We start from the raw sequence: 24,938 nt of genomic DNA, 5'->3' as shown, positions 1-24,938 counted from the left end.
GACTGCTTTACGTTTTTTAATACGAGATGAGCGCTGTTAGACTATTTCAGCTGCTTCTCCATCTCGTAACATTTCAGACTTGGAATATACCGTGTAATAACATAACCATTGCGTTCATAGAAACGTTTGGCCTGGTCGTTGCCTTTATCGATCAGCAGCAAGGAAGATAGGCAATCTTTCTGTAGAGCTGTCTGCTCCGTTGCGCTCAAGAGGTGCAGTCCAATGCCTTTTCCATGCATAGGCGTAGTTACGGCCAGCATGTCGATAATAAGCTTGCGGTTGTTGAATACGGCATGAATAAATCCATATATCCGGTCAAGTCCGTCCGTATATACGTAAGTGATGCCGCGCTTCAAGCGTTGCGGCAATTCGTCTTTTATTTCCTTGGCGTCCCACTCGTTGTTAGAACGCGGAATCAGCTCTTGAACGATGAGCTGCCAGATGCCGTCATCATCTGATCCCGGCCTACGCAATCGCAGCATGAGCATACCTCCAAGACGCGATTTATGCCATATGGCAATATTTTTTTATAAGTTATGCCAGTACGGCCTGCCGGGTGCGGCGCTCCAAATTTTTAAAAACAGCCTATTGACTCCCTAGGGGTGGAGGAATATAATGTTTCTAAACATTCGGCAACACGGATTGTTATATAATCCCAACGGCTATGAAGAGGACGAAGACTTAGGGCCCTTTTGAACAGAGAGCGTTCGGAACACTGCTGAAACCGACGCCAGAATCCCTGATGTGCGAGCTCACCTCGGAGCTGTTCTTCTGAACAGATGATGAAAGTCATAACTTGCTTATGACTTGAGGAATTACATGATCCCACTAGGAAGAATCGTCAGACGCGCGTTAGGCGTCAAGTATACGAGATTGGACTCGTGTACTTATGGAGGCTTTGCATTGCGAGATGCACAGCGAACTTGGGTGGTACCACGGAAGCTAAACCTTTCGTCCCTACACAGCTATAGCTGTGTGGAGACGGAAGGTTTTTTTGATATTTATACATGTTACAAAGGATTCAACAGTGAAATTAAGTTAAGGAGGATGTCGAATGAGCACACATCACACGACCAAGCGATCAAAAGATGAATTAAGAGAAAAATGGATGAAGCCGGAAGTCATTACAGGCTCGGAAATCTTGCTGCGCAGCTTATTGTTGGAAGGTGTAGAGTGTGTCTTCGGTTATCCGGGCGGGGCAGTGCTTTACATTTATGACGCGATGCATGGCTTTGATGATTTTAATCACTTGCTGACACGTCATGAGCAAGGTGCTATCCATGCAGCAGACGGTTATGCTCGCGCAAGCGGCAAAGTAGGCGTCTGTATTGCGACTTCTGGTCCGGGGGCCACGAACTTGGTTACGGGTATTGCCACCGCGTATATGGATTCGATTCCGCTTGTTGTCATTACCGGCAACGTAGCAACTACGCTGATTGGGACGGATGCTTTCCAGGAAGCGGACATTACAGGCATTACAATGCCCGTGACGAAACATAGCTATCTGGTACGTGATGTAGAGGATTTGCCTCGTGTTATACACGAAGCATTCCACATTGCTTCAACAGGTCGCAAAGGACCGGTATTGATCGATATTCCGAAAGATGTATCAGCGGCGAAAACGCTGTTTAAACCTGTATCTGAGATTGATATTCGCGGGTACCATCCAACGGTTACGCCGAATAAGTATCAGGTCGACAAAATGATTAAGGCTATTGAGCAGGCAGAGCGTCCACTCATCTTGGCGGGAGCAGGCGTCGTACATTCTGGGGCACACGATGAACTTCTGGAATTTGTTAACAAGTCCGGCATTCCGGTCACTACAACATTACTTGGGCTTGGTGGCTTCCCTAGCGGGCATGAATTGTGGCTGGGCATGCCAGGGATGCATGGCACATACACCGCCAACAATGCAATTCAACAAGCGGATTTGCTTATCAACGTGGGCGCACGTTTTGACGATCGGGTGACGATGAAGCTGGAAGGTTTCGCGCCTTGCGCCAAAATTGTTCATATCGATATCGATCCGGCGGAGATCGGCAAGAACGTTCCGACGGATATTCCGATCGTAGGCGACATTTTGACGACACTTAAGCAAGCTAATACTGTAATTAAGCACACCGATAACGCGGAAGAGTGGCGCAATCTGGTGAAGCAGATGAAGGTGGATAAGCCGCTTCGTTATATCGATTCGAATGATGAATTAAAGCCGCAATGGGTCATTGAGATGATTCATGACACGACACATGGTAATGCCATCGTGACAACAGATGTCGGTCAGCATCAGATGTGGTCAGCTCAATATTATCGGTTTAACAATCCTAGATCCTTTATTACATCTGGTGGACTAGGTACGATGGGCTTCGGATTCCCGTCTGCTATCGGTGCTCAGATGGCGAACCCGGACCGTACGGTTGTCTCGATTAATGGTGATGGTGGTATGCAAATGTGTGCACAAGAGCTTGCAATTTGTGCGATCAACAACATTCCGGTCAAGGTCGCGATTATTAACAACCAAGTGCTGGGAATGGTTCGTCAGTGGCAGGAAATCATTTATGACAATCGGTACAGCCACATTGACCTTGCAGGCAGCCCGGACTTTGTAAAGTTGGCTGAAGCTTATGGTGTACGCGGATTCCGTGCGACGAACAAAGAAGAAGCGCTTCAAGCTTGGGAGGAAGCGTTAAATACGCCTGGACCAGCAGTTGTTGAGTTTGTTGTACGCAAGCATGAAAATGTGTATCCGATGGTTACGCAAGGCTGCACGATAGATCAAATGATAATGGGGGATAGCGAATGAGTACCACTAAACATACCATTGCCGTTATCGTAAATGACCAGCCAGGTGTCCTCCAACGTGTATCAGGTCTGTTTGGACGCAGAGGCTTCAACATTGAGAGCATCACTGTAGGTGCTTCGGAGGAAGTGGGTCTTTCGCGTATGGTTATTGTGACAACAGGCGATGATCATATGCTGGAGCAGATCGAAAAGCAGTTGTATAAGATTATCGACGTAATCAAAGTAATTAACTTAAGTTCGCAAGCGATGGTCGGTCGTGAACTTGCGCTTATTAAAGTAAAAGCAGAGCCAAGAGAGCGCCCGGAAGTACTTGGTGTAGTAGAAACATTCCGTGCTTCCATCGTAGACATTGGGCCAACGACACTGGTTGTTCAAGTCGTAGGTGATTCGGTCAAGATTGAAGCTATGGTTGAGCTGTTGCAACCCTATGGTATTCGTGAGATCAGCCGAACCGGTGTAACAGCGATGATTCGTGGTTCAGTAACAGACGGTAAATAATTAATCGGCATTATACCTTTCATCCATCTGCTTATCCCTGGATGAAGGGGTATTTCAGGGGACAAGCCAATATTGCCACTTGAAATACCCACATTCATCTGGGGAGAAGGCACAATAATATAACAATGGGAACCAATATGAGGAGGATCACACTTATGGCAGTTACAATGTACTATGAAAAAGATGCAGACTTCGGTGTATTGCAAGGGAAAACAATCGCGGTAATCGGTTACGGCAGCCAAGGGCATGCACAGGCGCAAAACTTGCGCGACAGCGGTCTTCAAGTGGTCATTGGCCTTCGTGAAGGCAAATCGGCAGACAAAGCTCGCCAAGACGGATTTGAAGTATTGTCAGTTGCGGATGCAACAAGCCGTGCAGATGTTGTACAAATCTTGATGCCGGATGAAACACAAGCTGCTGTATATCGTGATGAGATTGCTCCTAACTTGAAGAAGGGCGCGGCTCTGATGTTCTCCCACGGTTTTAATGTACACTTTGGCCAAATTGTAGCGCCAAAAGATACAGATGTATTGCTGGTAGCACCTAAATCTCCAGGTCATCTCGTTCGCCGCACGTATGTAGAAGGCTTTGGCGTTCCTGGACTGATTGCAATTGAACAGGATGCAACCGGCACTGCGAAAGCGCTCGGTCTGGCGTATGCAAAAGGTATCGGCTGTACACGTGCAGGTGTCCTCGAAACATCCTTCAAAGAGGAAACGGAAACAGACTTGTTCGGTGAGCAAGCGGTACTGTGCGGCGGTGTGAGCGCACTTGTCAAAGCAGGTTTCGAGACGCTGACGGAAGCGGGTTATGCGCCAGAGATGGCATACTTCGAGTGCTTGCATGAGCTGAAGTTGATCGTGGACTTGATGTATGAAGGTGGTCTCGCGACTATGCGTGATTCCATTAGTAATACAGCGGAATACGGCGACTATGTTACTGGACCACGTATCGTAACCGAAGATACTAAGAAAGCGATGAAAGAAGTGCTGTCTGATATCCAGCAAGGCAAATTTGCACGTGACTTCATCTTGGAGAACCAAGCGAATCGTGCCTTCTTGACGGCTACTCGCCGTAATGAAGCTAGCCATCCAATCGAAGTGGTGGGCGGTCAATTACGTGAGATGATGCACTGGATCAAGAAATAATCGAGTAAACAGGCAAGGCGATAACGCGTAGCGTCCGCCCGTCATTTGGCGGGTGGACGTTTTTACTATATGGACGAACGAGGAGGCGCAGCGATGCGTAAAATTTATATATTTGACACCACTTTGCGTGACGGGGAGCAATCGCCAGGCGTCAACCTAAACACCAAAGAAAAGCTTGAAATTGCGCATCAGTTGGAACGGCTTGGCATCGATCGGATGGAAGCTGGCTTCCCGGCAGCGTCTCCCGGAGACTTAGCTGCGGTGAATGCCGTGGCGAGAGCAGTCAAGAATGCGACAGTTGTAGGGTTGTCGCGTTCCCGCATTCCAGATATCGACGCGGCCTATGAAGCATTGAAGGATGCGCAAGATCCTTGCTTGCACTTGTTCCTTGCTTCATCGCCAATTCATCGTCAATACAAGCTGCGTATGAGCAAGGAAGAGATGCTGAAGACGGCGGAGGACGCTATTAAGTATGCGAGGAAATATTTTAGCAAGGTAGAGTTTTCACCAGAAGATGCAGGTCGTACGGAGCTCGATTTTCTCTGTCAGGTGACGGAAATGGCGATCAAGGCTGGTGCATCGGTTGTGAACATACCGGATACTGTGGGGTACTTGACCCCTTACGAATATGGCAACATCTTTAAGACGCTGAAGGAAAATGTACCTGGTATCGAGCGTATTCAATTAAGCGCTCATTGCCATGATGATCTGGGGATGGCGACTGCCAATGCGCTTGCTGCGGTACTGAATGGCGCAGACCAGATTGAGGGTACCATCAATGGCATTGGGGAACGTGCCGGCAATACGGCGATCGAGGAAGTAGCGCTTGCATTGGAGACACGACAGGACTTTTTTCAGGCAAAGACCTCACTTGTATTGTCCGAGATTGCGCGTACAAGCCGTCTGGTCAGTAAGCTCACCGGTATGGTTGTGCCTGGTAACAAGGCTATTGTGGGCGCGAACGCCTTTGCTCATGAATCAGGTATCCATCAGGATGGTATGCTGAAGGAAAAAACAACATATGAGATCATCTCGCCGGAGACGATTGGTTTAAAGGAGAGCACATTAGTTCTTGGCAAACATTCTGGTCGTCATGCGTTCCGCGAGAAACTGCAGGACCTGGGATATGAGCTTGAAGAAGAACAAGTAAATGCAGCATTTTCCAAGTTCAAAGATTTGGCGGATAAGAAAAAAGAAGTTTCCGACGAAGATATCCGGGCCTTTATCGAGGAGAAGCTTGTTGAAACACGAGAAGAGTTCAAGCTGGAGACGATATACGTCTCATATGGTAACCAATCAACACCGTCGGCCAAAGTTCGTATCGTTACATTGCAGGGCGAAGTGCTTGAGCAAGAGGCAGAGGGGAACGGCTCGGTTGATGCGATTTACAACGCCATTGATAAGGCGACGGGTGAAGAAGTCGTACTCTCTGACTATTCCATCAAGTCAGTGACACACGGTAAGGATGCACAAGGTGAAGTGCATGTGGTGATGAATCAGCATGAAGTTGCGGTACTTGGCCGCGGGGTAAGTACGGATATTCTGGAGGCCAGTGCGCGAGCTTATATTGACGCGCTGAATCGATTGATTGAGAAGCGAAGCAGCGGCAGCTCGAGTCGGCGCGATAAGATCAGTTTGATCTAAGGTTACATGAAAGTAAGGCTTTTCTCATAATGTGCCAACTGGTGCACATAGGGAGAAGTCTTCTTTTTTTCTCTGGAACCTTTTATTTGTGAAGGTCTTGCAGTCACTACGCGTAGTATTCGAATGAAGCTTACTTGAACAATACTTATAGGTTTTACCTATAAAATTGATAGATTTTATATCTTAGTCAAATGTACCTGATGTGTGATACAAATGTAATAATACATTTGGAGTTGTTGTGAGCAGGCGGAGTGTCATTATCCGCTTTATTATAGGAGCTGGGATAACAACCATCGGGGATGAAGGAGTGAGTTAGATGACAGAAGTAAAAAAAATAGCGGTTATAGCAGGTGACGGTATTGGACCGGAAGTGGTAGCTGAGGCAATCAAAGTGATGAAGCGTACAGAAGAGCTGTTTAACTATAAATTTGAATTCGAGCACGGATTGTTCGGGGGCATTGCGATTGATGAAACAGGGACACCCTTACCACAGGCAACGTTGGACATGTGTCAGCGTGCGGATTCCGTACTGCTAGGAGCAGTAGGCGGCCCGAAGTGGGACAACAATTCGAAAGAACTGCGACCGGAAACTGGACTGCTCGGCATTCGTAAAGCATTGGGCTTGTTCTCCAACATTCGCCCTGCGGTTGTCTTTGATTGTCTGAAAGACGCGTCGACTCTTAAACCAGAAGTCCTTGAGGGTACGGATCTCATCGTAGTGCGTGAGTTAACAGGGGGAATCTACTTCGGGGAGAAATTCCGACGTGAGGGTGAACGGGGACAGGAAGCGGTGGACACTTGCGTCTACAACGTAGAAGAAGTGGAGCGCATCGTTCGTCAAGGCTTCGAAGTTGCACAGAAGCGTCGCAAGAAGCTGGCTTCAGTTGATAAGGCAAACGTGCTGGAAACTTCTCGTTTGTGGCGTGAGACTGTAAACCGTATTGCCCCGGAATATCCAGATGTTGAGCTGGAGCATGTACTGGTCGACAATTGCGCAATGCAGCTTCTGCGCCGTCCTGCCAGCTTCGATGTCATCGTAACAGAGAATATGTTCGGAGATATTCTCAGTGACGAAGCAGCCATGCTGACCGGTTCGATCGGCATGCTGTCGTCGGCTTCGCTCGGTGAGGGCAGCTTTGGTCTCTACGAACCGGTGCACGGGTCAGCACCAGACATTGCGGGTCAGGGGATTGCTAATCCGATCGCAACCATACTGTCCGTTGCGTTAATGTTCCGTCTCACCTTTGGTTATGAAGAGGCAGCCAATGCCATTGAGTCGGCGGTAAAGCAAGTGCTTGATGCTGGTCATCGTACAGGCGATATTGCAGTGGATCGGTCCCAAGCGATTGGTACGGAAGCGATGGGGGATCTGATCGTTGCTGCATTAAGCGAGCAAGTCGTGAACGCATAGTTTTAATCGTTAGTTCTAAATTTTAAGTATCAAGGATAAATCTCTAGTCTTTAGGCTTGATTCTAAGATAAGCTCTAGGGAATAAGGTACTTTACATGAAGAGTTCCCAGTTCCTTAGGGAAGGCAGATGGAGCATTAACAACATAACTAGAACCGGTGTCTATTTTAATAGTAGACATCGGTTTTTTTATTAGCCAGCCTATTTATTGTGGCAACAAGTAAGGGGAGTATAGATCTAGGGAGGAGAACCTCTCAAGCAATCCCTTGAAATAGAATCAGAACCTTCTTCCCGCAAATCGCATACAGTTTATGAGCATGCCTTAAACAATGCTTGTGGAAAAGGGGAGCAGTGAGATGAGAATTATGATATGGTGCGCCAACGTCATTTCCGCAGGTGGGGGAGCACGACTGCTCTCCAATCTGCTGCCAGCAATGGCACGTCAGCCAGACATTGATCTAGTTAGACTGGTTATTGCTCCAGAGACTCGATTTAAAGAAAGAATTGATATTACTGGATATTCGAATATCGACATTGTCTACTTTAATGGAAGTATTCAATCGAATGAAGGCAGAGCCTTATTGCAGGACTGCCATGTTGTTTATTTCTTTTGGCCGCATGGCCCCGAGTTTGTAAGTATTGGTTTGCCTACGATTTGCACGTACCATGATACAACAGTATTGGACTTCATCTTACCGTTTTTGAGTGGTTCATCCGTGCAGCATTATTGGCGCGCCGCCAAGGGTTGGGTCGACAACGTTACGACTGTTGTTGTATCCTCTCAACATGTAAAGTCACGGCTTGTAGAACACTTTGGACCTCATTGTAATGACGCAGTTGTAATTGCACATGCAATTGTACCTGCGGCTACAATAACCAATAGGACGATAAGTGAGGGGCTTTCTGCACGAATACCAGCAAAATATATTCTGTATCCTAGCAATGTGAGTCCACACAAAAATCATGCCAATTTAATGTTGGCCTACTCTCAATTTACGCCGCGCCGCGAATGCCCGCTTGTATTATTCGGCTATAACACAGAGCTGCTAAGATATCAGGCACCGAATTGGCCCGATACTCCGTTTGTCCCGACCTTGATATCTTTACTGAAACGAACAGGATTACGGCTTGATGAAGAAATATATCCACTTGGCTTTGTTCCTGATAATGATGTAATTCCACTAATTGCGAATGCCTATGCAGTTATTATGCCAAGCTTATCGGAAGGTGGCGGCAGTTATCCGGTAGAAGAAGCGTTAAAGTTGGGTGTGCCGGTACTCTGCTCCGATATTCCTGTCATGAGAGAGCATTTGTCAAGACACAGCGCTGACATCTGCTGGTTTAATCCGGAATCGATTGATTCAATCCTGCATGCACTAGAGCATCTATCCTCTAATTATGTACATTATAAAACATCTGCAATGCACGGCATCCATGATCCTTCGGAGACATGGGATGACGTAGCCAGCAAATACATTCATGCGTTCCGCATCGCTTATTTAAAATACTACGGGGCTCTCAAATGAAGAATAATTCCTGATCGAACCCCGTGGCTGCTATTCGGCTACCTGTTGAATCAATGCATAATATTCACGAGCTGCGTCGTTCCAGGTTCGCTGCATTGCGCCTGAAAGCGCAGCTTTTTGTGGGTGCAACAAGTGCTGACGGTGTGTCCATAAGGCGCGGATGGAGGCTTCCATTTCTTCAATTGAATATGGATTAAATGCAAGAAAAGCAGACATGTCTGTGATGATCTCATTGCTTACTTCGATATTAGCGGCGGCGACAGGGGTATCCATAGTTAAGGACTCCAGAATAGGAAATGGACAGCTTCCTTCAAATAACGTAGGGACGATGGTACCGACTGCATATTTATAAAGGGAAGGCAGATCAGATGTTGGAATTCTCCCGACAAAAAGGATACTGTTACGAACAACAGGAGCTTGTTGGAGCAGAGCAGCAACTTCAGCCCGTTTTGGATTATGGTGTAACTGATCGGTAAATACCAAGTGTAAGCCGGAATGATAGCCATCGTGTGTCTGTCTGAATCTAATAAAGGCGGCAATTAATCGTTCAAAATTTTTATGAAGGCGCAGTACCGTAGGAAACACGATGTAAGGATAGTACAGATTGTACTTTTGTCTGAAAGTCCCTTCATCAATTGGTGGGAAAGACTGATATTCATTAACAGGCGGTGCCATTCGAATCACATGTGTCTTCTCAACGGGCATTTTGGCAAAACCGATCGCATGGTTAGCACGTACGTACTGAGAGTTCGAAACGATAGCGGATGCTTGATTCATGAGGGAGTAGGCATTACGATCGACTCGATAGCAGAAATCAGAATGCATGGAAAAGTAAAGTTCCTTAAATTGATGGTGAACCATGTCATGCAGGCATAAAATATAAGGCTTATTTAAAAACATCGCCAGTTCAAGCGAGACGATGGGGACAATCCATACTTCAGCTGGAACATGGTTGTTAATCCATTCCATATTGTTGGAATTGGTTATATGGATCCTCCCTGGAAACCGTGCTCTAAGAGCCGAAAAAGAATGTTCCGAGTTAATATAATTATATTCAGTGGTTGCGATATGGATATGGATATGGGAGTGAGAGCTGAGGAAGCCTTCCGTTAACCGGTAAAGAAAGCGACCGATACCTTCACCTTCTAATGCTAAAGGATGGGGGTAGCCAAGAAAGATCCCGATGTGATGTACAACGCGGTGGCCTCCTGATGCAAGTACGGTTTTGGTCTTGTGATACTCGTTAATGTGGGGAATGTGTAAAAGGGTCAACAGGTGCTTGCATTCAGCGGAATTAAAAAATTCCAGGAGCATTCTTCTGCGGGGGACTCCTTTGTGGACTGCTTTTAAGTGTAGGCCAAGTCCATCTGGATCTGGATTTCGACCTAATATTTCATTATATAACGCGTGTATAAAAAAGAGAGGATCTGATGGATAAAAGTGACGTATCAGGGATGCAGCTGATTCATGGGGATCAGGAATGAGACTTGCGTGCGGTTGTTTGTACAGCGCCTCTGCTTCTGAACTGCACATCACTTCACCTATAATGGCATGTTTATTTGCAGAATTCAGCCTTCGCAAGTAATGCTGCAATTCATGAGGGCCGGGTTCTCTGTGTAGAAAATGGACGTATAATGTTCTAATCAATTCGTGTCCTTCCAGCCTTATAATGGCGTGGATAATATGAATGACTCTATGCTGCTGAGCCAATAGGATCTCCCCCTCCTGCGTGATTACAGAGGTTACAAGCTATTCCGTAATGTCTCACTTATAAATTGAATATCTTCTCTTGTAAGCTCACCGTGACTTGGTAGATTTATGCCCTGTGCTGCAATCCGATTGGCGACCGGAAAGTCTGTGTATATCTGCTTATCCGAATATGGCGGTAGAATATGCATGGGATAGAAGAAAGGCCTTGTTTCAATACCGTTATCCTTTAAGCGCTTCATAACGGCATCTCGCTGTTGTTCTGTACTTTGATTCAAGACAACCCCAAGCATCCAATACACGTTTTTTGACCATACTTTCTGCACGGGCAGTGTGAGACGATCATCGTCTTGCAAAAATTTATAATAATCCATAGCGACTCGGATACGCTGCTGGATGTGCCAATCGACTTTCTCTAATTGCGCGCAGCCGATAGCCGCTTGAACATTGGTCATCCGATAGTTATAACCGATAACAGGATGCCAATATTTTTTATGCTTATCAATGCCCTGTCCTCTTAGTAATCTGATCGTATCGGCAATTTGGTCATCATTTGTGGTTATAATGCCGCCTTCTCCAGTTGTAATAATCTTATTGCCGAACAAGCTGAAGGTAGCTGTATGACCGATGGAGCCTGCCATACGTCCTTTATACTGTGCGCCAATAGCCTCAGCCGCATCTTCTATCACAAAGAGTCCATATTTGCTGGCTATTTCCATAATGGGCTCCATATTAGCGGGATGTCCGTATAAATGAACAGCAATAATGCCTTTTGTACGGGCCGTGATTTTGTTTTCAATGGCTGAAGTATCGATATTCCACGTCTCTGGCTCTGAGTCAACAAATACGGGTATACCACCACAGTATGTGACAGCGTTAGGCGTCGCCACAAACGTTAATGTCGGCATAATCACTTCATCGTCCTTACCAACGCCGTGTGCCAGCAGTGCCAGATGGAGGGCTGTTGTGCCGTTGCTGCAAGCAATCGCATGCTTTGTATCATTAAATAGCGCGTATTGCTGCTCGAAGCGATCCAGGTACGATCCGTTGGACGATATCCACGTTGAGTCCAGACAATCCATTACATATTTTTTTTCATTTCCGTTTAAAATGGGGGTAGCTATAGGGTAATATTTCTTCATGAATTCTCCCTCCTACAATTAAGACGCGCCTCACAATGGCTGCTGCTGTGTAAGGATACGCGCAGGTACCCCATAGGCCAGACAGTGTGCAGGAATATCGCGTACGACGACTGATCCTGCGCCAATAACAGTCCATGCGCCGATGTGTATCCCGTCAATGACAGTAGTTCCGGTACCGAGAAATGCGCCTTCCTGCACATGGACATTTCCTGACAGATGGCTTCCTGGCGCTACATGACAGGATTCTCCAATCCGACATTCGTGATCAATGGACGAACTGGTATTGATGACGGCATAGTTGTCAATGACGGCTTCTGCATTAACGATGGCGCCTGGCATGATGGCAATACCTGAACCCAGGCTAGCAGATTCTGATATGTTGGCATGTGGGCTAATTGCATTAATCAGTGTAAATCCGATCTCTGCTGCACGCTCCGCCAATCTCTGGCGAATTCGATTATCACCAATTGCCACAAACGCATGTTCAACGCCTATATGAAATAATTGAGGGAGCAGGTCGTCATCTCCTAACACAGGAACTTGCATAATAGAGCGTATGCTTGATCTGTCAATGCATCCGACAATCTCTATTTGAGGCATAGATCGCAAAATATCAATGATCACTTTAGCGTGTCCGCCTGCACCAATGATAACGGTTTTTCGTGAACTAGACATTTCCTGTCCTCCTGACTGTCTGGCGACTTAATGTAAGTTATGATTAAAATCGAAGCGCGGTTTAGGCCAAGTAGTACGTTATCGTAAAATAGGTATTGTGCAGATCTGAAAATAAGAGATTTATATAAGATTTTGATGAATGTAAGGTCAAAAATACCCGCGCTGTTGTTGGACGCGGGCGAATGATATTCAAATGCCGGCCAGTCTTAGAACCTGATCCAGCTTGTTAAGATCTACGATCAGACTGTCAGCCCCGCCAATTGGTTTAGGGGGCTCTTCGATCTCACACACGACCTCATAATAATCAAGCTGAGCATGACAGCTTATTCTCCAAAAATAAGGATCAATTACGGTGGTAGGCGACAATTCTACCACTTTAGTTCCTGGATTGCAGAATGCCAGATTGGCATTGCCACTCCCGAATGGAGCGACTACCACTTCGACTGTGGAGAAGATGGATATTTTCTCCCTCATAGTAAGTGGTGTAAGCACGACAGTCGTGAAACCTTTCTGCTGCAAGTACTGGATAACCTCGTCCTCATTCACGACATATCGTGCGAAGGCGTCCTGCCTTGAAATATAAATTCGCTCATATCCGGGTTTTTTGGGAATGGCATGATGTTCTTTCAGTCGCGCTTGAATAAATTGATAGGCCCATCTCGGACTTTTACCTGTAAGAAGCGGGACAGAGGGAACGACTAATAGTTCGGCCTTTAGATGGAAGTCGAGTCTGTCAACTTGAAGCAATCTATCTAATGACATACCAAGCAGCTCCAATGATTCGTACTGAAATGCATGGGTTAGCTTACCTATTACATATTTACTGATAGGAATACCACTTTGCTCGATCAGATGAATACGTGGCAAAATATCAAAAAACCAATGACCATAAATCGTTTGGGTAGAAACATAGTCAGGTATGTTCCACCCCCATACTAAGGTCGCAACAGCTCCTGCTCTGTATTCTGGAGCGGGTAGCTGCCGGAATGGATAATCATAGTAATATTCTACATCTCGCAGCCGCTTGTTATTTGGCGTCACCACATAACAATTGCTTGTTACTAGTCGCCCCTGCGGGATAACAGCAACATAGGCATCGTCAAAGCTGCATGCTGTTGGCCAGCGAACGGGATCAATCCCTTTCGGTGGAGGAAGATGGAGTATTTCCTTCGGGTGGATCACTTTATAGAAATGATGGATTAGATGGATATCCGTTACCGTATCGATGGCCCAATCGATAGTTTTGTCGTAGTATAGTTCAGGAATTGTGTACATGCTCCAGCCTCCATAATAAGACATGAATACATAGCATTAACATATATAATGTGAAATAAGCGCATCTTTATGGTCCAGTAAGGCGCGGGCATAATCAGGGGTTCCCTTTGGAAACAGCACGCCCAAGCCGTGAAAATGAGGAAATTCGATACGGGGCAGAGCACTCAATTCGCCCCAAAAGCGATAAACGCCAAAGTCTCCTGAACGTACTGCAATATCGTGGAACAGCACAATTCCGTTAGGTGCGAGCTTGGGATACCATGTCGTATAATCATGATGCACGGCTTCATATGTGTGATAACCGTCGATATGGAGGACATCGATGGAATCATTCGCAAAGTACGGCAATGCTTTATCGAATTCGCAGCGCACGAGTGTGCCAATCGACGGAAATTCCCTAGTGTTGACGGCCTGTACCGCTTGGAAGATCTGCTCGCCGACATGGTCATAAATACCGCTATGGGGGTCACCTTGCCATGTGTCAATGGCAAAGCAGCGAGTTGATAGTTTCTCATCCTTTGCTCCTTGGCAGAAGCTGAAGAAGGAAGTACCATAAAATGTGCCCAACTCTACGACCATACGCGGTTTGCTGTTTCGAATCAGGTCATAAGCAAAACGACGATGACCTGACCATGCTCCGCTAACAGTAAAATGACGCGGTATTTCAGGCGAGTTTTCAACGATGAATGGTGTATTATAACAATTCCATTTCATAACTAGACTCACCACTTTCGAAGTATTCCACCAGAATGAAGTGGGATTCTATATTCTATGAATGGCTTGTATGCTAGGAAAGGGCTTGTAAAACGACAAAATGGCACATTTTAAATGAAATGAGCTTATCATTGATCAAATGTCGAAAAAATTAGTGGTTTTCTATTAATGCAGCTAATCTTAGCAGGGAAAGCTCATTTTAAAGAGGAAATCAAATAGAATAGCAGTCACTGGGGAGTTAGATTTGCAAACAAACTAATTAATATTTTATAATAATTATAATTAAATAATTAATATAATCTTGACTTCATTATAATCTAGTGATAACATTCAGTATGTAAGTTATTCCGCTGTACAAGCGGCAAGCAACAGCCAATTAACCCGCGTTAATTATGATACATATATATGAAGGAGGATTTTTCAAATGGCAGAACGTTTAGTAGGAAGACCCGCTCCAGACTTTAACATGGAAACAGTAAATGGTGATGGACAAGCATTCGGCGCAGCTCAACTGTCCGACTATCGTGGCAAATGGCTGGTATTGTTCTTCTACCCACTCGATTTTACATTTGTATGTCCGACTGAGATTACAGCTTTGAGTGATGCAGCAGCAGAATTCAACAAGTTGAATACAGAAGTGTTGGGTGTTTCCGTTGACTCGGTACACAGCCACAAAGCATGGATCAATACAGATAAAGAAAATAACGGTCTTGGTAAGCTGAATTTCCCGCTTGCTTCTGACATTACGAAGAACGTTGCTCGTGACTACGGCATTTTGATCGAAGAAGAAGGTATCGCACTTCGCGGTCTGTTTATTATCGATCCAGAAGGCGAATTAAAGTATCAAGTAGTTAATCACAATAACGTAGGCCGTTCTGTAGAAGAGACTTTGCGAGTGTTGCAAGCTTTGCAATCCGGCGGTTTGTGCCCAATTAACTGGAAACCAGGCGACAGAAACCTTAACGCCTAATTAACATTCTATATAGCGGACAAGCCCCTCAAGGAGATCAATCCTTGAGGGGCTTTTTCGCTGCATTGTAAATGGAACAAGATTACTGCTCCTGAAGCTCTTCGTACCGCTTAATGTATTTTAATACGATATCAACATAAGTGGCATGCGACCAAGTGAGCGGAGCTACAGATATAGGTTGACCATGATGTGGATCAACCTGTTCAGAAAGCAGCCCGCTTGATAAGCTGTGACGCTGCACCCACTGCAGAGTCTCGAGCGGCCGTTTGAGATCCTGAAGCGTGGTGGCGGTTGCAATATCATAGCCGGCAAACCACAACGTACATATGACCCATGGATTGCCGGGAGCCACATCCAAGTCAGAGCAGCGCTGAAAGTAGTAATCTTGCCAATAGCGAGCGATACCGCCAACCGGTGTTCGAATGGAGAGCCTGCTGCGCAGACTATTCATAGTCGCAACTACACGTCTGTCGGTAGGGGGGAGTACGCCGAACTCATAAATACCAAATATGCTGCTTTCAGGCGTCATGTCCTGCACCCAACGGCCCTCTCTGCGGAACAGGCTTCTAGCAAAACGTCCATGCTCCTCATTCCATAAATGTGTAACAATGCCTTGTTTTATTCGTTCTGCACCTTGGGCGTACCGCTCAGAACGGGCGTCATCACCAAACAGCGCTGCAAACTCCGCTGCAGCCGTCAGTCCTCCATATACAGCAGAGGCTGTAAATGTAAAGATGCCATATCGCTCCTCCCACAGATCATAGCTTGGATGCGGAAGCTGCAGCCGCTCATCCTGATAGTTAAGCAAGAACTTGGCGGCTTTGCGAATAAGGGATTGATATAAGGACTGCGCTAATTCTACATCGCCGTGGATCGTATAGTCATGCCACAAGGCATGAAGTACAAGTGCAGTCTCATCTTCTTGGATTGGAAGCTGTTGTTTCCCGTCATGTATATAGGGATGCCAGCTGGAACCAACCGTACCGTCTGGATTGTACTTGTGATGCAAGTAACCTTCACTGGTCAACGCTTGGGCACAGAAGCGGAAGAAGGGGGCGATCATGCCATGGTACCCGGCTGACGACATCGCTTTGGCCACCAAAGCGCCGTCTCTGGGCCACATATAGCTGTAATGGTCGCGATTGAATTGCATAATGTCCGTATCATTAGCTGCGATGATCGCACCACCGACATCGGTTTGTGTCCGGACAATCAGCAGGCTCTGCTTATATAACCGGATCAGTTCAGCATCTAGATTTGCAAATGAGATGTTGTCTTTGTTGACCCATCGCCGCCAGTAAGTCTCCACCCGATCCAGCAAGTGCCCAGGATGATTGTCGCGTACATATTGGTCTAGACGGATGACTTCATCCAGATGTTTACCTGCCGAAAACCAATAATGGTGGTAGCTGTCGCCAAGTGGTGGGACAAAGGATCTAAGACTAATCGTACTGTCTACCGATCCTTGAGCAATATCATTGCCCATCAGATGACCGTCCTCAGCATCTTTCCAAGTGCCCTCTGCTTGGTGAAAGCGCTTGATGCCGGTTGTATACTCAAAAATCCCTTCCCAAACAGGGTGACCAGCAGCTGCACGTATGTTAGTAGATGAAGACTGAGAGGGGAGAGAGTACGACGAGCAGCCATTAAACATAAAGTAACAATCTTTCTTATAATGAAATACAGTTCGATTGAGCGGATAGAAGACAGCTGTGTCGCCTACTTCTGTTTCATTGATGACAAGATCCTGATGGAAGAACAATCGGACTTCCCGTTCGGAACTAATGTGATTCTGAATGTGAACCCGCTTTAGAAAGATAGATTCTCGCTGATGAACGGCGTCATGAATCGTTAACGTGAGCTGCAGACGAGGGTGATGCGCCTTAGTTTCCGTAACAAGCGATTCGTCTACATAACCGATCTGAATCTGCCATTCCTCTTCATGCAGCCAACTGAATACGCCATCTACCCAAACGCCGAAACGACAGCGGTAACCTCCGACATGATTTAATTGGCCCACAAAAGGATAATAAATGTCTCGAATGTAAGCGTGCTGATCCAGGTTCACTAAGCACTTCCCATTGCCTACGACGAGATATCGCGGCACACCATCACTTCCTTAGTTGTTGATGAGATTGAACGATGCGGGATGCATAATTGTGTGCTAGAATTTTGGCTTGAGTTGGACTGTCCGCATGAGCGTAAACTTTAAAGAGTGGCTCATCTTGATCGGGTAATATAAGCACGCAACCTTCTGGTGACTGAATGCGGATGCCATCAAGCAGTTCAGCTGCCTGACCATTGGATCGAACCCAGTCCATCAAGCAGCGCATAAGCGTACCTTTTTCGTTCCAATTGCAAGAGACCTCTTCCTTCGCTGTATAAGAATTGGGAAGATCGGCAGCCATATCGTCAAGCGGCATATTGGTTATTGCTAAGTGCTGTAAAATAAGGCTGAGCATATACAACCGATGAGCAAATGGCGAGAACGGCAAGCCGACGGTTGCTTCCATTACGGAGCGAAGGGATTCCTTGGTTCTTATCACTCGCAGTCCGCTGCTCGCAACAGAAGCTGGCAGCGATCCGACCATGCTGGCAGGCACGCCCAATACTGCGTTGGTTCCTGTCTCTGCAAGTGCCAACATCGTAAGCAGTGCCACTTTGTCAGGAGATAAAATGGACCCTTTAGGCGTAACAAAGGACAGCTTTCCTTCATCATCCCAGTACACACCAAAGTTGGCCTTACAGTTGTGGACATGTTCATGCAGATTGGTGGATTGGTCTTTGACTTGCTGGACGACCATTCTGGTGCCGCCTACATATGTGGACCAGCGTTGTATAAGCTCCATATCCGCACAAGGAGCGACAAGCAGCACATACGTGAAGTTAGCATCACGAATCAGACTGAAGTCAATGTGCTGCGCCAGAGCATCAAGATAATCATTGTCCGCATGTTTATAGCTTTTGCAGCTGCCAACACGGTCGGCATGACAGCGGACAAAGTCTTCTTGCCAATAGGCATTTTCGATCTTACGTTCTGCTGATTTGGCAATCGGAAGACCCAGGCGGTCCATCCACTCCACGACAACATTCATCATGGGAGACTGCTGAGCCAGATACAGGTGAACAGCGCCATCTGCTTTTTCTTGCCGCACCGTATTTCGGGTGACTTCGTCTGATACTATTCCTAGATCGACGATATGAACTCCGACAGAGCGCAGTCCTGTGGTGAATGCTGTTTTTAATAATGACGAATAGGTGTGAGAGCATGCAGATACCATAATGGTGCATGATTCTGGCAAGGTAGATCCATATGCTGCAGCCAGTTTACTCATAAATTCCGGATTAACGTCGACATTTGGAATGCCTGCTACTCCTTTGCTGCTGAACAGAGGTTTGGCTGCGGCATCTCCCCAGATCAACGAGGTGTGCAGCGTGCCATTAGTAGGAACCGTCTTGTTTGGCCACATCTTAACATGTTGACGAATGGTTGCCTTTGACCCTATCGTACAACCACTGCCGATCACGGTTCCCTCCTGAAGCTGAGCGTTAGAGCCGATGATGGTACGATCCATAATCAAGGCATCTTGAATGTCGCAGTCTTCACCAATGTAGTTGCCGCTCCACGCAATTGTCCGCTCTAATATGCTGTTGGAATGGACAGTATTACTTTCGCCCAGCACGGTGTATGGTCCAATGCCGCAGGAAGGATACAATGTGCAGCCGCTTCCTATATAAGCAGGTCCGCTTAGTCGTATACGTGAAGGAAGGCGTACACCAGCTTCTACAAATAGACCAGGCAGCACTTCAGAGGCTGCTACTGTTACACCCACTTTTCGGTCCAGCATATCAAATTGTGTTTGTCGGTACTGCTGCAGATTGCCGATGTCAGACCAGTAACCAGAGGCAACATATCCGTATAACGCCTCATGGTTGGCCAGAAGCTCTGGGAACAGGTCCATACTGAAATCATATGGCTTGCCTGCGGGTATCCAGTTGAGGATTTCCGGTTCCAGCACATAAATTCCTGTATTCACCGTATCGCTGAACACTTCGCTCCAGCTCGGCTTTTCGAGGAAACGGGCTACTCTGCCGTCTTCCCCAGTCATGACCACGCCATATTCGAGTGGCGTGTCGACTTGAGTTAACACCATCGTGGCTAAAGCCTGCTTCTGTCTATGGTATTCAATTGCATGGCGTAAGTTGAAATCAGTTAATGCATCGCCACTAATAACAATAAACGGCTCGTCTAGAAAATGTGCCGCATTCTTTATGCTGCCTGCTGTACCAAGGGGGGTATCTTCTTCTGCATATATCAGCTGAACGCCATATTCAGAGCCATCACCGTAATACTGACGGATGACATCAGGCAAGTATTGAACGGTTACGGCGATTTGGTGAATATCATAACGTTTCAGCAAATCGATGATATAGGACATGCAGGGACGATTAAGCAGCGGTACCATCGGTTTTGGAGTATTCAACGTTAGCGGACGTAATCGGGTACCTTTTCCACCAGCCATAATAACGGCTTTCATCAGGCGATCACCCCTTCATATACTTGGCGTGTTGAAACCGCAATTGAATCCCAGTCATACATCGTACGAACTTTGCGCATAGCTTCTACTGCATAACGTTCAGCCAGAGATTCGTTGCGGAGTAGTTCTGTCACATGCCAGGCAAGTGATTCAACATGACCAGGCAGCGCTTTGTAGCCATCTCGTCCATGATCGATAATTTCGGCCAAACCGCCAGTATCTGACACGACAACGGGAATACCGTGACCCATCGCTTCAAGCGCAACGATACCAAACGGCTCATATAGACTGGGGAATATACACAAATCAGCAATCTGGAACAAATGATCTCGTACTTCATCCTGAACGAAGCCTGCTAAATATACACTGTCAGTTAAATTCATCTCGTAAACTTGCCTTTTCAGCTCATTTAGCATCGGACCCGTTCCAGCAATGATTAACTTGATATTGGAGATGTGCTGTTTAATCAACGGCAGCGCATGAAGCAGTACCTGAATCCCTTTTTCGTAAACGAGCCTTCCAATAAAGAAAAGAATTCGTTCTCCAGGAGCAGCATATTGAGCACGGAAAGCATGCAAGCTGTCTGATCTCTCTCTTCGAAATGATAAGCTTGGTGACAATGTAATGTGATCCTTGCCTACCCCCGCAAGGGCAGCAGGCTGCCATGCACATTCCACCCCGTTAGGGATCATGCTTACAACAGATCGCTTAATATCAAATAGCTGTTCGACTTCGTGGACCATTGCATGACTGCATACAATGACATGCTCAGCCGCGTGAACAAGCTGACGCTCCGTTTCATGGATGCGATGTTGAACAGAAGAGTGTAAAGTGCCATTGTTGCGCCCGTGTTCTGTAGCATGAATAGTAGCGATGAGAGGGAATCGATATGTATCTTTGAGATCTTTAGCTGCTAAGTACACAAGCCAGTCGTGGGCATGAACAAAGTCTATGTGTAATCCATCCCGAATGAGTTCATCTACACAATCACACATTGCTGCGTTCAATTGCAGAACCCAATCCATAAATCCAATGGGAGCTGCACAGGACGGCAGTGGGGCACGGTGTACCACAACACCATGCATCCATTCTGTAGTCGGACTGCCGGGCACCTCTCGTGTAATGACATGGACCTCACATTGATGACGAACAAGGTGACGCGATAAGTCGTACACAGCTCTTGACAGACCGCCAACGACTAGCGGCGGGAATTCCCAAGCCAGCATCAGGACACACTTGGTGGCAGTACTTGAGCGCTGCCAAGATGTGAGTGGGACCTTCTCTTGCAAGGAAGGACTGATCTGTTCAGTCAAATTTGTTAGAGTCATATGGCTTGTGCTGCACTGCACTTGGCGTTTATACATTTGCAGCAGCACCTGATAATCTATAGTAGGAAAACAGTTGACTGCTTGCTCCATCTCATACAGTACCACTTCGTCATATACTCCTTGCTCTAACATATCCAGGAGATGATGGCATCGCATAATGTGTTCCTTTGTACGCTGTGAGGCATAACTGGGAACGGTATCGGCGTCAATGATGAATGCCCAATCACTGCTTTCTGCCAGGAGAAGCTCGCGAATGGATTGGTTGCATAACCGCTCTTGTACAGAACGAAAGCCCCAGAGCTGGCGCTGCTGCTTGCTTATCAATTCAAGTAGTCTATCTTCCGCCTGATGCAGGTGCTTATAGACCCAATCATTGCGTTCTTGAAGCCATACTTCTGCATAACCGCCGCGCCCCCAACTACTGCAAGGCAGCTCAACTTGTTGTGCTTCAGGATGAAGTGCGATGTAGTCAATTGGCGAAATAAACGCAATACTTGATCCCATGGTTTGCTGTAGGTGATGTAGTTCGCGAAAGATTGCCTCAATCCATATAGGCCCCTCATACCACCAATGTCCAAACAACTCGGCATCGTAAGGGCACAGGAGGATAGGAGGACGATCCAACTTGTTGGTATGCAAGACATGAGAAAGCCTGCTATGTAAAAAATGTCTGGCATGCTCATACGCACGTGCTTGTGCCGATTGCTCGTTATAAAGTTCTTTATGGGAACCTGCTCCAGTAATGCGGTAATATTTGATTCCTGTATTAATCCGCGCCCCGTCAGAGAGCAAATGAGGCTTAATATATTCCCATTCCTCCAGATCATGCCAACCAAGATCATACCCGATGTCTCGGTAATACTCCCGGTAATCCCGATCTCCCGGATACCCTTCGTGACTGCTCCACACTTGATGTGAAGAGGCGGCATCTCTACAAAACGCATACACGTGGTCATAGGTTTGAACGGGCGCCAGTGTGTCGCGCGTAGGACAAGGATCGGCATGTGAAATCGCATGCTCATCCACAATGAAATAGCGGAGCCCGCTCTCACGAAGCATAGGTGACAGATGCGGCGAATACGCGCATTCCGGCAGCCAAATGCCGTTAGGGCGGGCACCGAAATGCCGCTCATGTTCGGCGGCGCCAAATTCAATCTGGGCTCTGGCTACCGCCTCATTTTTAATAAAGGGCAAGAATGCATGTGTTGCGGCACAAGTCATTAGCTCCAAATAGCCTTCATCAGCAAATGTTTTGAAGCGAGGAATGATTTTATACTCCCATTCCCGATACAAGAGGAGCCATTTAGACCAGCGTGCTTGGTACATTGCAGCCAAGTCATGCAGATGCTCATGTTCCTTATGGCGTTCCATTTCAAGCTCTGCAAGCTTGATGCTGTGAACAAGGTGCTTCTCGTAACGCAACTGCATAACGGGATCATCCATCAAAGCTAATAATGTTGGCGTCATCGTCATCGTCAAGCGAAAAGGAATGCCATCTTGCTTTAAACGGGAGAAGCACTCCAACAAAGGGAAGTACGTTTCCGTCATCGCTTCAAAAAACCATCGCTCTTCCATCAAGTCATCTCGGTGGGTGTGGCGCACATAAGGCAGATGGGCGTGAAGAACCAATGCGACATAACCCGTGGGCAGCCCATGATGGGCTGATGATAAATCCTCTTTGTGAACGGTCATTTTTGAACCCCTTCTTCAATTGGATATAACGAATACGTCGAGAACTGCTTGAATGGCGAAGCGTGATCATATGATGACAAGGAGGTACCATGTGCTGGTGACTTATGCTGATGACCCTCATCGTTCTTGTCAGCGGCATTACTGGATTCATACAGGACTGGCTCGCTGCGCGGCGTACGTATGGCAGGAGAGCGAAGCAGTGAGACAAACAGGTGATCTTCAGTTAGAAGGCCATATTCCAACTGGTAGACGACATTTGGTTCAAGATGCCGGAAATACCAACGATCAGTATCATGGACATATACATCCGTATACGATTCAACCGCTCCGGTTTGAGATGTGGTAAATGACCTTAATAATCGGGCCACTTTGCATAATCCATCCCAATGTTTTCCGTAGTGGGCGGCTATCATCCGCCGCCTGCGTTCACTTATTTCCCAGTATGCGTAAAGCACAGTCGGGCTTTGGATCATGAGATGGATGATTTGCGTGTCATAGCGTGGCGGCCATGCTGTTATCGATGTGGTATTAAACATAGAGACCTCCTTTCACCCGTGATTACGATGATGGACAAACCGGCTAACAGAGTGGTTCCAAACCATCATATCCGTGATATTCACGATCTATGTCTAATGTTTCAGTAAAGAAATATTAAATAAGGTGCTTTTGAAAAAGTATGATAATCTATGAAAAGAGTTACAATAGTTTAGTAGAAGCGGTCTGGCAAAAACTCTATTACGTGTGTGAGTTGGGTGTGGCAAAGGATCAGGTTTGCGGGGCTTTCACAATACGTTGTGTCAGCTCAACAAAATCGTCATAACGATTGTCAGACAATTGAAGCTGTCTGAACCAGCTAGCGGGTACACTTCGATAGGATTTGGTTTCACCAGTTGCATATTGGGCTACCAATTCACTAGTGGTTTCATCGTATAGGAGATAGCTTATTTGCTTAGAAGGGACAAACAATACATTTAATGGCATGGTGCACACACCCCGTTCCAATTTGTAATGTTTCACATGTATATGAAGAAATTAGGCACAATATACGTACATGATACCGCGATTTTCATTTCATTTTGTTTTGAAAAAAGGAATTTGTTGATTGTGTGACGAATATGCTACAACAATCGTTCCTTAACCAAATGTTGCATCCACATGAAGGTGCATTTAAGAGGAGGGAGCACATGAGTTTTTGTTGCGGGGCAAGCATGATTGGAAGTAAAGGTACGTTACAACATTATCGGACAAGGATTCATAATGTTCCCCTGCTATTATGTCCGGTGTGTCAGCGCATTGAAGTGCATTATCTTGTGGAAAATGAGTATGAGATTTTAGCGGAGTATGCACAGACAGACGGTGTTGAGGACGTTGATTTTAAAGATTACGTGACAGAAGAAGACATGAAGTTGTTTGAGAATTGCGTGAATCATGAAGACGAAGATCCGCTTGAAATCGTTCGCAGCCAGATTGATTCCGCTCTTGACCTGTTGGCGCTTGCCAAGCAGTGGAAAGATGCCCAATGGGAAGCTCAGCTCAAACGGCGATTAGCACTAATGAGTCGCAGAAAGTCACAATTAACCAAGCAGAAGTAATGATCCTTGTCAGCCCCACGAATGGACTTCACGTATAACAAAAAGGCGACGAAAGTCGCCTTTTTGAAGTGTGCAGTCACCACCGCCGCTTAATCAACTCGTCTCCGTTACAAGAAAGACATTTTATGCTCCCAACCTTTGCGTTACGCGCATCTTTCCGTATTTGCTCTGAAATTGTAGAAAGTTTAAACGGTTTTCTAAATGTTTAGGTTTCTTTTAGGCAATCCCTGTTTTTTTGCTGTTATTCGACATTATATTAGGTTGATTTTAATATCCTAATT

General features: G+C 46.4%; 19 protein-coding genes. 8 read left to right on the top strand and 11 right to left on the bottom strand.

Going from position 1 to position 24,938, the window contains the following annotated elements; genetic code table 11:
* Positions 1-41: 41 nt before the first annotated feature.
* A complete protein-coding gene (locus MH117_RS21060; protein ID WP_239332160.1) occupies positions 42-482 on the bottom strand; it encodes a GNAT family N-acetyltransferase in 441 nt (146 codons plus the stop codon).
* A 572-nt stretch (positions 483-1,054) separates the two neighbouring features.
* On the opposite strand from MH117_RS21060, the gene ilvB reads away from it, so the two are divergent.
* From ilvB to MH117_RS21030, 6 genes are all read left to right on the top strand, one after another.
* A complete protein-coding gene (gene ilvB, locus MH117_RS21055) occupies positions 1,055-2,800 on the top strand; it encodes a biosynthetic-type acetolactate synthase large subunit (RefSeq protein WP_239332158.1) in 1,746 nt (581 codons plus the stop codon).
* Positions 2,797-3,297, top strand: a complete 501-nt coding sequence (gene ilvN / locus MH117_RS21050; protein ID WP_239332156.1) for an acetolactate synthase small subunit — start codon at positions 2,797-2,799, stop codon at positions 3,295-3,297. Before ilvB ends, ilvN begins: the two co-directional genes overlap by 4 nt.
* Before the next feature lie 155 nt (positions 3,298-3,452).
* Entirely contained in the window at positions 3,453-4,445 is a 993-nt protein-coding gene (ilvC, locus tag MH117_RS21045) for a ketol-acid reductoisomerase (RefSeq protein ID WP_239332154.1), read from the top strand.
* A gap of 93 nt (positions 4,446-4,538) precedes the next feature.
* A complete protein-coding gene (locus MH117_RS21040; protein ID WP_239332153.1) occupies positions 4,539-6,089 on the top strand; it encodes a 2-isopropylmalate synthase in 1,551 nt (516 codons plus the stop codon).
* Positions 6,090-6,405: 316 nt separating this feature from the next.
* On the top strand, positions 6,406-7,500 hold the full coding sequence (gene leuB / locus MH117_RS21035) for a 3-isopropylmalate dehydrogenase (protein ID WP_239332152.1): 1,095 nt from the start codon (positions 6,406-6,408) through the stop codon (positions 7,498-7,500).
* A 354-nt stretch (positions 7,501-7,854) separates the two neighbouring features.
* Positions 7,855-9,024 (top strand): glycosyltransferase, encoded by a 1,170-nt coding sequence (locus MH117_RS21030; RefSeq protein WP_239332150.1) that lies wholly within the window; start codon positions 7,855-7,857, stop codon positions 9,022-9,024.
* Positions 9,025-9,054: 30 nt separating this feature from the next.
* Here the strand turns inward: MH117_RS21030 and MH117_RS21025 are convergent, their stop codons facing one another.
* The 5 genes from MH117_RS21025 to MH117_RS21005 form a co-directional block, all read right to left on the bottom strand.
* Entirely contained in the window at positions 9,055-10,734 is a 1,680-nt protein-coding gene (locus tag MH117_RS21025; protein ID WP_239332148.1) for a DUF4214 domain-containing protein, read from the bottom strand.
* Positions 10,735-10,766: 32 nt separating this feature from the next.
* Positions 10,767-11,873, bottom strand: a complete 1,107-nt coding sequence (locus tag MH117_RS21020; RefSeq protein ID WP_239332146.1) for a DegT/DnrJ/EryC1/StrS family aminotransferase — start codon at positions 11,871-11,873, stop codon at positions 10,767-10,769.
* 30 nt (positions 11,874-11,903) lie between these two features.
* Positions 11,904-12,548 carry an acetyltransferase gene (locus MH117_RS21015; RefSeq protein WP_239332144.1) on the bottom strand — a complete coding sequence of 215 codons (645 nt, stop codon included), beginning with the start codon at positions 12,546-12,548 and terminating at the stop codon, positions 11,904-11,906.
* A 189-nt stretch (positions 12,549-12,737) separates the two neighbouring features.
* Positions 12,738-13,823, bottom strand: a complete 1,086-nt coding sequence (locus MH117_RS21010) for a glycosyltransferase family 61 protein (RefSeq protein ID WP_239332142.1) — start codon at positions 13,821-13,823, stop codon at positions 12,738-12,740.
* A gap of 36 nt (positions 13,824-13,859) precedes the next feature.
* Positions 13,860-14,537 carry a class I SAM-dependent methyltransferase gene (locus MH117_RS21005; protein ID WP_239332140.1) on the bottom strand — a complete coding sequence of 226 codons (678 nt, stop codon included), beginning with the start codon at positions 14,535-14,537 and terminating at the stop codon, positions 13,860-13,862.
* 424 nt (positions 14,538-14,961) lie between these two features.
* On the opposite strand from MH117_RS21005, the gene MH117_RS21000 reads away from it, so the two are divergent.
* Positions 14,962-15,507 carry a peroxiredoxin gene (locus tag MH117_RS21000; protein ID WP_239332138.1) on the top strand — a complete coding sequence of 182 codons (546 nt, stop codon included), beginning with the start codon at positions 14,962-14,964 and terminating at the stop codon, positions 15,505-15,507.
* Positions 15,508-15,589: 82 nt separating this feature from the next.
* Here MH117_RS21000 and MH117_RS20995 read toward each other — a convergent pair whose 3' ends face one another.
* From MH117_RS20995 to MH117_RS20975, 5 genes are all read right to left on the bottom strand, one after another.
* Positions 15,590-17,614 carry a glycoside hydrolase family 15 protein gene (locus MH117_RS20995; protein WP_239332136.1) on the bottom strand — a complete coding sequence of 675 codons (2,025 nt, stop codon included), beginning with the start codon at positions 17,612-17,614 and terminating at the stop codon, positions 15,590-15,592.
* Between the two features lie 4 nt (positions 17,615-17,618).
* Positions 17,619-20,045 (bottom strand): sugar phosphate nucleotidyltransferase, encoded by a 2,427-nt coding sequence (locus MH117_RS20990; protein WP_239332134.1) that lies wholly within the window; start codon positions 20,043-20,045, stop codon positions 17,619-17,621.
* A complete protein-coding gene (locus tag MH117_RS20985; protein WP_239332132.1) occupies positions 20,045-23,065 on the bottom strand; it encodes a 1,4-alpha-glucan branching protein domain-containing protein in 3,021 nt (1,006 codons plus the stop codon). The genes MH117_RS20990 and MH117_RS20985 overlap by 1 nt, the downstream gene beginning before the upstream one ends.
* Positions 23,062-23,601 (bottom strand): DUF4912 domain-containing protein, encoded by a 540-nt coding sequence (locus MH117_RS20980; protein ID WP_239332130.1) that lies wholly within the window; start codon positions 23,599-23,601, stop codon positions 23,062-23,064. The genes MH117_RS20985 and MH117_RS20980 overlap by 4 nt, the downstream gene beginning before the upstream one ends.
* A 229-nt stretch (positions 23,602-23,830) precedes the next feature.
* Positions 23,831-24,082 carry a KTSC domain-containing protein gene (locus MH117_RS20975; RefSeq protein ID WP_239332128.1) on the bottom strand — a complete coding sequence of 84 codons (252 nt, stop codon included), beginning with the start codon at positions 24,080-24,082 and terminating at the stop codon, positions 23,831-23,833.
* Between the two features lie 167 nt (positions 24,083-24,249).
* Between MH117_RS20975 and MH117_RS20970 the strand changes: the two genes are divergently transcribed.
* The gene (locus tag MH117_RS20970) at positions 24,250-24,657 is read left to right on the top strand and encodes a hypothetical protein (RefSeq protein ID WP_239332126.1); all 408 of its coding nucleotides are present in this window, start codon (positions 24,250-24,252) and stop codon (positions 24,655-24,657) included.
* Positions 24,658-24,938 lie beyond the last annotated feature (281 nt).

The sequence above is a fragment of the Paenibacillus sp. ACRRX genome, assembly GCF_022346885.1.
In the GTDB taxonomy this organism is placed as follows: Bacteria; Bacillota; Bacilli; order Paenibacillales; family Paenibacillaceae; genus Paenibacillus_B.
This window is presented reverse-complemented; position numbering and strand designations above follow the sequence as displayed.